Raw genomic sequence first — 12,267 nt, forward strand, 5'->3', positions numbered from 1 at the left:
GCCGGCTCAGTCGCCGGGCACCAGCGCCGCGCTCGGCGGCAGCGCGCACGCGGCCTGATACTCGGCGGCCAGCCGCGCGACCAGTTCGGCCACCGGCGGCACGTCGTGGATTGCGGCGACGCCATGGCCGGCGCTCCACACGTCGCGCCACGCGCGCGCTTCGTCCGACATGTCGTGGATCTGGCCCTTGCCGTGACCAGCGGCGAGCTGGGCGCGCTCGAAGCCGGCCTTTTCCAGGCTGGGCCACATGAAGTTGGCGTTAGTGCCGGAGATCGCGTCGGTATAGACGATGTCACGCGCACCGCAATCGACCAGCATCTGCTTGTATTCGGGCTGCGCCAGCGCTTCGCGGGTGGCGATGAAGCGGGTGCCCATGTAGGCGAAATCGGCGCCGAGGACCTCGGCGGCGCGGATGCCGGCGCCGTCCGAAATGCTGCCGGCGGCAATCAGCACGCCGTCCCAGAACGCGCGGATCTCGCGGATCAGGCTAGTCATGCTCTGGGTGCCGGCGTGGCCGCCCGCGCCGCTGCACACCGCGATGATGCCGTCCACGCCGGCCGCCGCGGCCTTTTGCGCGTGGTAGGCGTGGATCACGTCGGAGAACACCAGCCCGCCATAGGCATGCACCGCCTTCACCACCTCGCCGGGGTGCCCCAGGCTGGTGATGACGAAGGGCACGCGGTGGCGCACCACGGTGGCCAGGTCTTCCTGCAGGCGCGGGTTGGAAGCGTGCAGGATCAGATTGACCCCGTAGGGCGCGCACGGCGCCGCCGGCTGCGCGGCACGGTGGGCGGCGAGTTCGGCGTCGATGCGCGCGAGCCAGTCTTCAAGCTGGGCGGCCGGGCGCGCATTGAGCGCCGGCAGCGAGCCGGCAACGCCGGCGCGGCAGCACTCGATCACCAGCTCGGGACCGGAAACCAAGAACATCGGCGCGGCGATCGCGGGCACGCGCAGGCGGCCGCGGAAGGCATCGGGTATCGGCATCGGAGCATCCCACGCAAGACGGACAGGGCCGCAATCTAGCATGGCCGGCGGCCACCTCCGCGCTGGCAGCGCCGCGGCCATCCCGATACCATGCGGTCAGCACACAGGCCTAGGCAAACGTCCTGCCGCAAACCCGCCCATCCCCGCAAAACCAAGGAGAAACCGATGAGCTTCATCCAGGAATTCAAGGAATTCGCCATGCGCGGCAACGTCATCGACCTTGCCGTGGGCGTCATCATCGGTGGCGCCTTCGGCAAGATCGTCGATTCGCTGGTGAAGGACGTGGTGATGCCGATCGTGGGCCGCCTGGTCGGCGGGGTGGACTTCCGCCATCTCTACGTCAACCTCGGCAGTCAGCAGTACGAAACCCTGGAAGCCGCCGAAAAGGCCGGTGCGCCGCTGGTGAAGTACGGCGCCTTCATCAACACCACGATCGACTTCCTGATCATCGCGCTGGCGATCTTCGTCGCGATCAAGGCGATCAACAAACTCAAGCGCAGCGAACCGCCCGCGCCGGCGCCCGAACCCGCGCCGGAACCGGAGGACATCAAGCTGCTGCGCGAGATCCGCGACGCGCTGAAGCAGCGCTGACGCGCCGGGGCGGCCGCGCCTGCCTCAGGCGTGGTCGCCCACGTAGGGATTGCTGTCGCGCTCGTCGCCGAAGGTGGAGGCCGGGCCGTGCCCCGGGATGAAGGTGATGTCGTCGCCGAGCGGAAAGAGCTTGTTGCGGATCGACGAGATCAGCTCGGCGTGATTGCCGCGCGGAAAGTCGGTGCGGCCGATCGAGCCGGCGAACAGCACGTCACCCACCACCGCCAGCCGCGCCTCGGGCTGGAAGAACACCACGTGGCCCGGGGTGTGGCCGGGCGCGTGGATCACCTGCAGCGTCTCCTCGCCGACGCTGACCGTATCGCCGTCACCCAGCCAGCGGTCGGGCTCGAAGGCCTCGACGTCGGGAAAGCCGAACATCTTGCTCTGCTGCGGCATCGCGACGATCCAGAAGCGGTCTTCCTGCTGCGGCCCCTCCACCGGCACACCGAGGTCGCGCGCCAGCCGCGCGGTGCCGCCGGCGTGGTCGATATGGCCGTGGGTGATCAGGATCTTTTCCACGCTCACGCCCAGCTTCTGCACCGCCGCGTGGATGCGCTCGAGGTCGCCCCCCGGATCGACCACGGCCGCCTTCATGCTGCGGTCGCACCACAAGATGCTGCAGTTCTGCTCGAAGGCGGTGACGGGAACGATCTGGATCTGAAGCATGGCGGCAGGCTCGGCTGAAAAGGCAGCCGGCAGTGTAACCGAGGCCCGCACTGCCATTGCCAGCCCGCGCGGCCTGAAAGCAGGTGCGCACCGCGGCGCGCGCGAGGGCGCTCACTTCCACCCCGGCTCCGCGGCGAACCCTCCTGCGCGATGCCGGCTCAATCCGTCAGCAGGGCCAACGCCGCCGCATGCAGCGCAGGCGTTGCCGCGGCCAGCACGCGGCCATCGGACTCCAGCCCCAGCGGCTGGCCCTGCCAGTCGGTGACCACGCCGCCTGCACCCTCGATGATGGCCACCATGGCCAGGTAGTCGTAGGGCTGCAGGCCAGCCTCCACCACCAGGTCCACATGGCCGCTGGCGAGCAGGCCATAGGAATAGCAGTCGCCGCCATAACGGCGCAGCGCCACCGCTCCGCCGACCCGTTCGAAGCGCGCCCTGTCACCGTCGCCGAACAGATCCGGTGAGGTGGCATAGAGCCGCGCTGCCGCCAGCGTCTGGCAGCCGCTGGCGTGCGTCGCCGCGCCCTGGTACTGCGCCGCGCCACCGGCCACCGCCCACCAGCGCTCGCCGGTAAAGGGGATGTCGACCATGCCCAGCACCGGCTGTCCCTTGTACAACAACGCCAGCAGCGTGCCCCACAGCGGCGAGCCGGTGATGAAGCTCTTGGTGCCGTCGATCGGATCGATCACCCACACCCAGTCGGCATCCAGATGCTCGCGGCCCTGCTCCTCGCCGAAGACGCCGTGGGTCGGGCAGGCCGCCGCCAGGCGCAACCGCAACGCGGCTTCGATCTCGCGGTCGGCGATGGTGACCGGGCTGTCGTCGGCCTTGATCGACACGTCCAGCCGGGTGCGAAACCGACGCAGCGCCAGCGCGCGCGCCTCGTCCGCAAGGGCGTGGGCCAGCGGCAGATAGACGTTGAGGATATCTGTGCTGTTTTGTGGATTCATGCGAACTCCTGTCACATTCCCGAAAAAAACGTGCTATAAATTGCCTCAACTATGCACACTTCCCCATTAATGCACAAGCATGGTGTGCGAGCCCCCCGGCCTGCACCAATTTGAACAACGGCTCTGCCGCTGCGGAGGAATCGAGATGCGCGCTCACCGTCCTGCCTGTTCCCGCTACGTCAGGCTTGTCCTCGCCGCACTTGCCGGCCTGGCCGCCCTGCCCGCCGCTGCCGGCACCCTGGTCGCCTACACCGCACTCGAAGAGGACGAGATCAAGGCCTACGTCACCGCAGCGAAGAAGGATCTTCCCGACATCGACATCAAGGTGCTGCGGCTGTCCACAGGCGACCTCGGCGCGCGCATCCTGGCCGAGGCGGGAAACCCGCGGCACGACGTGATCTGGGGCTGGGCGCTGACCAACCTGCTCGATCCGCGCATCGTCGATATGCTGGAGCCCTACGCCGCCAAGGGCAGCGAGGCGCTAACTGCCAAGGACAAGGCCGCCGACGGCAGGTGGTTCGCCCCCACCGGCTACATGGCCGCCTTCTGCGTCAATACCGAAATCCTGGCCGCGAAGAAGCTGCCCTTGCCGACCTCCTGGCAAGACCTCGCCAAGCCGATCTACAAGGGCGAGATCGCGATGCCCAACCCGGTGTCCTCCGGCACCGGCTACCTGCAGATCGCCGCGCTGCTGCAGGGCATGGGCACGGACGCCGGCTGGAAATACCTGAAGGCCCTGGACGGTAACGTCGCGCAGTACATCAAGTCGGGCTCGCGGCCGTGCAAGGCGGCGCGCACTGGCGAATTCGCCATCGGTATCTCGCTCGCCTTCGCGGCCATGCAGTCGATCGAGGAAGGCTATCCGCTGAAGATGGTCATCCCCAGCGATGGCGCCGGCTACGAACTCGAAGCCTCCGGCCTGATGAAGTCGTCAAAGAACAAAGCGGACGCCAAACGCTTCCTCGACTGGACGCTGTCGCCCAAGGCCGCCGGGCTTTACACGCAGTACAAGGAAATCGTCACCATCCCCGGCACACCGCGCTCCAGGGCGGCCACCGCCGCCGGCTTGCCGGCCGACCTCTCCAAGGTGCTGTTCCCGGTCGACTTCACGCGCTCCGCGCGCGAGCGCGACAGCACCCTTGCCACCTGGCAGAAGCAGATCGGCCGCTGACCCGCCGCCACCGCATCCCCCCGACCCTGCCCACGGAAAGCCCCCCATGTCCCTGGAGATCCGCAACCTCCATAAGAGCTTTGCCGGCCATGCGGCGCTCGAGCGCATCGACCTCACCCTGGGCGGCGCGGAATTCGTCTGTCTGCTCGGCCCCAGCGGTTGCGGCAAAACCACGCTGCTGCGCATCATCGCCGGCCTGCTGGCGGCCGACCGCGGCGACATCCGGCTGAACGGCCGCGACCTGGCCGCGGTACCGACGCGGGAACGCGGCTTCGGCATCGTCTTCCAGTCGTACTCCCTGTTTCCGCACATGACGGTGGCGCAGAACGTCGGCTACGGCCTCAGCATCCGCGGCGTGGCGCCGGCCCGGATCGCGGAGCGGGTGGCCGGCTTGCTGGCGACGGTGAAGCTCGCCGATTTCGGAGAGCGCTACCCCGGCCAGCTTTCCGGCGGCCAGCAGCAACGGGTGGCGATCGCCCGTGCGCTGGCGGTCGATCCGGCGCTGCTGCTGCTCGACGAACCTTTGTCCGCCCTCGACGCACGCGTCCGCGCCGAACTGCGCGGCGAACTGCGCGAGGTGCAGCGCAAGCTCGGCATCCCCACGCTGATGGTGACTCACGACCAGGACGAGGCCATGGTGCTGGCCGACCGGGTGGTGTGCATGAACCACGGCCGTATCGAGCAGATCGGCACCCCGCAGGAGCTCTACGAGCAACCGCGCACCCGCTTCGTCGCCGAGTTCATGGGACACGGCAACCTGCTACCGGCGGACTGGCTGCAAGACGCAGCGCCGGCACTGCTGACCGGCATGCCGGCCGGGCTCGGCAAGCATGGTGCCGCCTGCGTGCGGCCGGAGCGCATCGTGCTGACGCGCACCCCGGAAGGCGACGGCCGCGTGATCGAAGTTGCCTTCATGGGCAACTTCAAGCGCGTGCGGCTGGATTGGCGCGGCCGCGAACTGCTTGCCGAGGTCTCTGCCGCAGCCGTGCTGGCGGCCGGCGATGCGGTGTGGGTGGATATCACCGCGCAGGACTGCGCATGGGTCGCCGCATGGGTCGCCGCATGAGCACCGCTCTCCACCCGCGCGCCGGATGCGCTCCCCGCTCGTCGATGGCGATCCCGCACCCCGGCGGGAGGGCCGTCCGGTGACCGCCCTGCCGCTCGCCGCCCCCGACCGCTGGCTGCTCCGGGCCTGCCTGTGGCTGCCGCTGACGGCACTGCTGCTGTTCTTCGCCGTGCCGATGGGCTTTGTCGCCTGGCGCAGCCTGATGCAGGACGACGGCGGCATCGGCTTCGCCAACTACGTCGCGCTGCTCGACACCCCCGGCGTGTGGCAGGCCACGCAGAACAGCCTGGTGCTGGGACTGGCGACCACCGCCATCACCTTGCTGCTCGCCTTCGTACTCGCCTACGGCATGGACCGCACCTGCATGCGCGGCCGCCGCCTGGTCGCCACCGCGCTGACGCTGCCGATGCTGGCGCCCTCGCTGGTGCTCGGGCTGGGGCTCATCTTCATCCTCGGCCGCAACGGCATCGTCGGCAAACTGCTCGACATCCGGCCCGACATCTACGGCTTCTCCGGCCTGCTCATCGCCGACGTGCTCTATGCGCTGCCGCAGGCGGTGCTGATCCTGCGCGCCGCGCTGCGCTGCGCCGACGCGCGTCAGTACGAGGCGGCCGAAGTGCTGGGCGCCACCCCCTGGCGCCAGTTCCGCGACATCACCCTGCCGACCATGCGCTACGGCCTGCTCAGCGCCGCCTTCGTGGTGTTTACCGTGACCATCACCGACTTCGGCAACGCGGTGGTGATCGGCGGCGACTTCTCGGTACTGGCCACCGAGATCTACAACCAGGTCAGCGGCCAGATGCGCTTCGGCATCGGCGCGGTGGTCGGCCTGCTGCTGTTGCTTCCGGCGGCGCTGTCGGTGTGGATCGAGCGGGTGGCGGCGCAGCGCCAGGCCGGTATCGGCGCGGAATCCGCCCAGCCGCCGCGGCCGCAGGCCTCGCGCGGGCGCGACGGGCTGTACGCGATAGCCTGCCTCGGCATCGCCGGTGCGATCTGCGCGGTAGTGGCCACGGTGGTGATCGCCGGTTTCATCCGGCTGTGGCCCTACCGGCTGGACCTCACCTTCAAGCACTACGACATCACTGTGTCCGGCGGCTACAACAGCCTGTGGGCCTCGCTGGCGGTATCGCTGATCGTCGCCGTGGTCGGCACCGGTTTGCTCTTCCTGCTCGCGTTCTCGCTGCGCCGGCTGTCCGGCTGGCCGGCGCGGCTGGCGACCCTGCTCGCCACCCTGCCGGTGGGCGTGCCCGGGCTGGTGCTGGGGTTGGCCTACGTGTTCGCCTTCAACCAGCCGGACCTGCCCTGGGGCGCGCTCTACGGCGGCGTCTTCCTGCTGGCGATGTGCAATTTCTACCACTACCACACCCAGGGCTACGTCGCGATGGCCACCGGCCTGCGCGCCGTGCCCGCCCAGCTGGAAGAGGCGGTGACCGTACTCGGCGGCGGCGTCGGCCGCCTGCTCGCCGATGTCCATCTGCCGGCGCTGCGCGTCACCTTGCTGGCGGTCGCCGCCTTCCTCTTCATGCGCTCGATGGTGACGCTGTCGGCGGTGATCTTCCTGGTCACGCCCGAGCTGTCGCTATCGGCCGTCACCGTGATGCGGCTGGACGAGGCCGGCTTCACCTCGCAGGCCGCCGCCTTCTCGACCTGCATCATGGCGGTGGTCGGCACCGTGGCGCTGCTGCTGCACCGGCTGACATCTGCCCGCCCGGCGCGCGCCGCCGTCAAATAACAAGGATTCCGGAGACCCTACCCAATGCTGCAAGAAGAACGCTACCAACGCATCTGCGCCCTGCTCGAAACCTTCAAGAGCCTGTCGACCGAGCGCATTTCCGGCGAACTCGACATCTCGCGCGAGACGGTGCGGCGCGACGTGATCGCGCTGGAGGCGATGGGGCGGCTGCGCCGGGTGCACGGCGGCGTGGTGCTGGACAGCGCACGCAGCGAGGCGCCGTTTGTCGAACGGCTGAAGGTGCGCGCCAAGGAGAAGCAGGCCATCGCGCGCGCCGCGGTCAAGCTGCTGCAGCCCGGCCACACGCTCTTCCTCGATGCCGGCAGCACCACGCTGGCGCTCACCGAGGAACTGCTGACGCTGTCCGGCCTGACCATCGTCACCAACAGCATGGATATCGCGGTACGGATGGCGCAGGCCGGCGAGAACATGGGCCAGCGCCACGAAGTCATCGTGCTCGGCGGCCGGCTCGCGCCCGGCATCGCCGCCACCTGCGGCGAAACCACGGTGAGCGAGATCCAGCGCTACCGCGCCGACTTCGCACTGCTGTCGCCAGTGGCGGTCGATGCCCACAACGGCGCCACCAGCTTCGACCACGGCGAAGCCGGCGTGGCCCGCGCGATGGCCGAGCGCGCCGCCCACCGCGTCATCCTCGCCGACCACAGCAAGATCGGCGAGAGCAGCCGGGTGAGCTACTGCCCGGTCGGCAGCATCGACACCCTGGTGACCGATGGCCGCGCCCGCAAGCTCTCCGCCCTGGCCGAAATCGAGAAGGCCGGGCCCGAGGTCGTCGTCGCCTGAGAACGGCAAAGGAGGAGGCCGCCATGTCCTACCGCCACACCCTCGACCATCACACCTGGGTCTTCGCCGACCTGCGCGAACTCATGGCCAAGGCCAGCCCGGCGCGCTCCGGCGACCAACTGGCCGGCATCGCCGCCACCAGCGCGGTGGAACGCATGGCCGCGCGCATGTGCCTGGCGGAGCTGCCGCTTGCGCGCTTCCTCGACGAAGCGCTGATCCCTTACGAAAGCGACGAAGTCACCCGCCTCATCATCGACAGCCACGACCGCGCCGCCTTCGCGCCGGTGGCCCACCTCACCGTCGGCGACTTCCGCGACTGGCTGCTCTCCGACCACGCCGACGAAGCCGCGCTCGCCGCGCTGCGCCCCGGCCTCACGCCGGAGATGGCGGCGGCGGTGAGCAAGCTGATGCGCAACCAGGACCTGGTGCGGGTGGCGCAGAAATGCCGCGTCGTCACCCGCTTCCGCAACACCATCGGCCTGCCCGGCCGGCTGTCGGTGCGACTGCAGCCCAACCACCCCACCGATGACGCCCGCGGCATCGCCGCCGCCATCGTCGACGGCCTGCTCTACGGCGCCGGCGACGCGGTGATCGGCGTCAATCCGGCGAGCGACAGCATCGCGGCGCTGACCAAGCTGGTGCACATGCTGGACGAGGTGATCGCGCGGCTCGACCTGCCGACGCAATCCTGCGTGCTCACGCATGTGACCAACACCGTGCACATGATCGAAGGCGGCGCACCGGTCGATCTCGTCTTCCAGTCGGTGGCCGGCACCGAGGCCGCCAACGCCGCCTTCGGCATCAGCCTCGCCACCCTGCGCGAAGCGCGCGAAGCGGCGCTGTCCTTGAAGCGCGGCACCGTCGGCGACAACGTCATGTACTTCGAAACCGGCCAGGGCAGCGCGCTGTCGGCCAACGCCCACCACGGCGTCGACCAGCAGACCTGCGAAGCGCGCGCCTACGCCGTCGCGCGCGAATTCAAGCCGCTGCTCACCAACACCGTGGTCGGCTTCATCGGCCCGGAATACCTCTACGACGGCAAGCAGATCATCCGCGCCGGTCTGGAAGACCACTTCTGCGGCAAGCTGCTCGGCCTGCCGCTGGGCTGCGACGTCTGCTACACCAACCACGCCGAAGCCGACCAGGACGACATGGACAACCTGCTGACCCTGCTCGGCGTCGCCGGGGTCAGCTTCATCATGGGCGTACCGGGCGCGGACGACATCATGCTCAACTACCAGAGCACGTCCTTCCACGACGGCCTCTACCTGCGCCGGGCGCTCGGCCTGCGCCGCGCCCCCGAATTCGAAGACTGGCTGCAGCGCATGCAGCTCGTCGATGCGGCCGGCCGCGCACTGCCTATCTCCCCGCAGCACCCGGCGCTCGCCGCCCTGCGCCGGCTCACCCCGTAAGGAGACGTCGATGAGCCAGCCGCACACGCCGCCGCACCTCGACGCCGATCCTTGGGCCGACCTGCGCGCCTACACCGCCGCCCGCCTCGCCCTCGGCCGCGCCGGCGCCAGCCTGCCCACCGCCGAAGTGCTGCGCTTCGGCCTCGCCCACGCCCAGGCGCGCGACGCGGTGCACATCGCACTCGACACCGCCGCGCTGCAGGCCGAACTGGCGGCGGACGGATTCGACACCCTGCTTGCCCACAGCGCCGCGCCCGACCGCGCCGCCTACCTCGCCCGCCCCGACCTCGGCCGCCGGCTCGCCGACGACAGCGCCGCTCGACTGGGCAATCACGCCACCACCAACGGCTGCGACCTGCTGCTGGTGATCGCCGACGGCCTGTCCTCGCTCGCCGTGGCGCGCAACGCCCGCGCGCTGGTCACCGAAATCCGCCGCGGCCTGCCCGCCGGCTGGACACTCGGCCCGGTGGTGATCGCCAGCCAGGCGCGCGTCGCGCTGGCCGACGAGATCGGCCAGACGCTGGGCGCCCGCCTGGTGGCGATGCTGATCGGCGAACGCCCCGGTCTCAGCTGGCCCGACAGCCTCGGCGCCTATCTCACCTGGGCGCCGCAACCCGGCCGCAGCGACGCCCAGCGCAACTGCATCTCCAACATCCGCCCGGAAGGCCTGGGCTACGTCGAGGCCGCGCGCCGGTTGTGGTGGTTATGCGCGGAAGCGCGCCGCCTCGGCCTCACCGGCGTGGCACTCAAGGACAACAGCGACAGCGCCCTGCCCGGCGCCGACACTCCGCCGGCGCTGCCGGCCGCCGACGGGCAGGCACAGGACCAGCAGTAGACGAGACCGGCGGGCCGCAGCCGCGGACCACGCCGGCAGTGGAGGCGACGCAGGTGGGTGACGGTGCGGCCATGCCGCCTTGATGCCCGAAGGCGCGAGGAATCCCCCTCGCCGAATCGACGAAATGGAGTACCGCCAATGAACCGCAGAACCTGGACCCTTTCCATCGCCGCGCTGTCGGCCGCCTTTCTCGGCGCCTGTGCGACCTCGCCCACGGGCACGGCCGGCATCGACAACAGTGCCATCGGCAAGCCGGAATTCCGCGAGCACGTGAAGACCTACGGCCTGGTGTACCGCCTGCCCAAGGACGTCACCGACGTGCTCGACGCCAGGATCACCACCCCGCTGCAGCAGAACCTGCTGCGCCTGGGCCTGACCGCCGAGGCCAATACCTTCAACCTGCCGCACGTCACCGTGGTGCACATCCACAGCGCCGACCCGAGCACCCCGCAGAAGATGCTGGCCGCGCTGCCCAAGCTGCCGCCGGTGCTGAACGGCGTGGTCCTGAAGAACTTCTACACCACCGAAGCCGCCAAGGGCGCCGGCCACCCCTGGTGGCTGGACCTGGGCATCGTCAAGAGCGGCGCCGCCTATGAAGACATGATGTCCTTCAACACCCGCGCCACCGCCGCCTTCGCCCCGCTGCGCGACGGCCCGCTGCCACGCGTCACCGGCCCGGTCTACGCCAAGATGGGCGACGCCGGCAAGGAGCTGGTGCAGACGGTGGGCGTAAGCGGCGTGAACGTGGTCAAGGACGGCAAGGAGCTGCGCAGCCACAATCCGCACAACACGCTGGTGTACAGCATGGCGATGTTCACCCCGCAGTTGCAGGCTTCGATGGACCAGGTCGCGGCGGACTTCAACAAGGTGCTGCCGGACGGCATCACCACCTCGTTCAGGAACGTCTCGATCGTCGAACTTGCCTTCTCGGGCAACGTGCTGCGCGAGATCTACCGCATCAGCCTGGAAGATGGTTCGGTGTACGACGTGGCAACCGGGAAGAAGCTGCGCTAAGTACCACCGGGGGGTTGCCGGCAGCGGCCGTGCGCCCCCTTCGACGCCCCCTGCGGCAGCCCCAGAACCGGAAGCGCCCTCCGCCGGCAGGGTGCGATCAGGCAAAAAAAGCCCAGGCAGAACCGGGAGGGCCGGTCTTATTCGTTGGCGTTGGGGAAGAACAGCTGCTCCCCGCCGATCTTGTAGGCGGCGATGCTCGCCTGGCCCGCCGGCGAGATCACCCAGTCGACGAACTTCTGCGCCTCGCCCGCCTTCACGTGCGGGTGCCTGGCCGGATTGACCACGATCGCGCCGTACTGGTTGAACAGGCGGCGGTCGCCTTCCACCAGGATCCTCAGGTCGGCGCGGTTCTTGAAGCTGAGCCAGGTGCCGCGGTCGGCGAGCACATAGGCGCCGGTGGAGGCGGCGATGTTGAGCGCCGGCCCCATGCCGCAGCCGCACTCCTTGTAGCCGCTGCCCTTGTCGCCCTCGAAGCCTGCCGCCTTCCAGTAGCGCAGCTCGGCGGCGTGGGTGCCGCTCTTGTCGCCGCGCGACACGAACAAGGCATTGCCCGCGGCCAGCTTCCTGAGGCCGGCGACGATGTCCTTGCCGGCGACGCCGGCCGGGTCCGCCGCCGGGCCCACCAGCACGAAGTCGTTGTACATCACCGGGTAGCGCTTCACGCCGTAGCCTTCGGCAACGAATTTCTCTTCCGCGGCGACGTCGTGGACGAACAGCACGTCCGCATCGCCGCGGCGGCCCACGTCCAGCGCCTGGCCGGTGCCGAGCGCCACCACCTTCACCTCGACGCCGCTGGCCTGGGTGAAGGCGGGCAGCAGATGGGCGAACAGGCCGGACTGCTCGGTGGAGGTGGTCGAGGCCATCACGATGGATCCGGCGGCGGCGCCGAGCGAGGCACAGGACAGCGCGGCGGCAAGCAAGCAGCGGCGGAACGAGGACGGGACGGACGGCTTCATGCGGACTCCGGGCAGACGGGGACGATCGGTTCGGTCCGGCGCAGACGGGAAACGTGCTGCGGCGGAAGTGCGGTAACGTACGGACCCGA

Annotated in this window: 12 protein-coding genes; 8 read left to right on the forward strand and 4 right to left on the reverse strand. The window is 69.5% G+C overall.

Annotated features, from left to right (window positions below; translation table 11 throughout):
• Positions 1-6: 6 nt before the first annotated feature.
• On the reverse strand, positions 7-984 hold the full coding sequence (locus dqs_RS19550; protein ID WP_011767543.1) for an NAD(P)H-dependent flavin oxidoreductase: 978 nt from the start codon (positions 982-984) through the stop codon (positions 7-9).
• 165 nt (positions 985-1,149) lie between these two features.
• Here dqs_RS19550 and mscL point away from each other — a divergent pair, with 165 nt between their 5' ends.
• Positions 1,150-1,575, forward strand: a complete 426-nt coding sequence (gene mscL, locus dqs_RS19555; protein WP_011767544.1) for a large conductance mechanosensitive channel protein MscL — start codon at positions 1,150-1,152, stop codon at positions 1,573-1,575.
• A gap of 24 nt (positions 1,576-1,599) precedes the next feature.
• Here mscL and dqs_RS19560 read toward each other — a convergent pair whose 3' ends face one another.
• Together dqs_RS19560 and hisN are read right to left on the reverse strand one after the other, a co-directional pair.
• Positions 1,600-2,241, reverse strand: a complete 642-nt coding sequence (locus dqs_RS19560) for an MBL fold metallo-hydrolase (protein WP_065341487.1) — start codon at positions 2,239-2,241, stop codon at positions 1,600-1,602.
• 158 nt (positions 2,242-2,399) lie between these two features.
• Complete coding sequence (gene hisN, locus dqs_RS19565; RefSeq protein WP_065341488.1) at positions 2,400-3,191, reverse strand: histidinol-phosphatase; 792 nt, start codon at positions 3,189-3,191, stop codon at positions 2,400-2,402.
• Positions 3,192-3,336: 145 nt separating this feature from the next.
• Here hisN and dqs_RS19570 point away from each other — a divergent pair, with 145 nt between their 5' ends.
• The 7 genes from dqs_RS19570 to dqs_RS19600 all read left to right on the forward strand — a co-directional run bounded on the left by dqs_RS19570 (position 3,337) and on the right by dqs_RS19600 (position 11,222).
• On the forward strand, positions 3,337-4,362 hold the full coding sequence (locus dqs_RS19570; protein ID WP_065341489.1) for an ABC transporter substrate-binding protein: 1,026 nt from the start codon (positions 3,337-3,339) through the stop codon (positions 4,360-4,362).
• 46 nt (positions 4,363-4,408) lie between these two features.
• Positions 4,409-5,428: an ABC transporter ATP-binding protein gene (locus tag dqs_RS19575; RefSeq protein ID WP_065341490.1), complete on the forward strand. Its 1,020-nt coding sequence runs from the start codon at positions 4,409-4,411 to the stop codon at positions 5,426-5,428.
• Between the two features lie 79 nt (positions 5,429-5,507).
• Entirely contained in the window at positions 5,508-7,160 is a 1,653-nt protein-coding gene (locus tag dqs_RS19580) for an ABC transporter permease subunit (RefSeq protein ID WP_157108229.1), read from the forward strand.
• A 24-nt stretch (positions 7,161-7,184) separates the two neighbouring features.
• Positions 7,185-7,961 carry a DeoR/GlpR family DNA-binding transcription regulator gene (locus tag dqs_RS19585; protein WP_065341492.1) on the forward strand — a complete coding sequence of 259 codons (777 nt, stop codon included), beginning with the start codon at positions 7,185-7,187 and terminating at the stop codon, positions 7,959-7,961.
• Between the two features lie 23 nt (positions 7,962-7,984).
• The gene (locus tag dqs_RS19590; RefSeq protein WP_065341493.1) at positions 7,985-9,373 is read left to right on the forward strand and encodes an ethanolamine ammonia-lyase subunit EutB; all 1,389 of its coding nucleotides are present in this window, start codon (positions 7,985-7,987) and stop codon (positions 9,371-9,373) included.
• A 10-nt stretch (positions 9,374-9,383) separates the two neighbouring features.
• A complete protein-coding gene (gene eutC / locus dqs_RS19595) occupies positions 9,384-10,208 on the forward strand; it encodes an ethanolamine ammonia-lyase subunit EutC (RefSeq protein WP_065341494.1) in 825 nt (274 codons plus the stop codon).
• Between the two features lie 138 nt (positions 10,209-10,346).
• Entirely contained in the window at positions 10,347-11,222 is an 876-nt protein-coding gene (locus tag dqs_RS19600; RefSeq protein ID WP_065341495.1) for a hypothetical protein, read from the forward strand.
• 137 nt (positions 11,223-11,359) lie between these two features.
• On the opposite strand, the gene dqs_RS19605 is transcribed toward dqs_RS19600, so the two are convergent.
• The gene (locus dqs_RS19605; RefSeq protein WP_065341496.1) at positions 11,360-12,178 is read right to left on the reverse strand and encodes an ABC transporter substrate-binding protein; all 819 of its coding nucleotides are present in this window, start codon (positions 12,176-12,178) and stop codon (positions 11,360-11,362) included.
• Positions 12,179-12,267: the final 89 nt, after the last annotated feature.

The sequence above is a fragment of the Azoarcus olearius genome (genome assembly GCF_001682385.1).
Classification (GTDB): domain Bacteria; phylum Pseudomonadota; class Gammaproteobacteria; order Burkholderiales; family Rhodocyclaceae; genus Azoarcus; species Azoarcus olearius.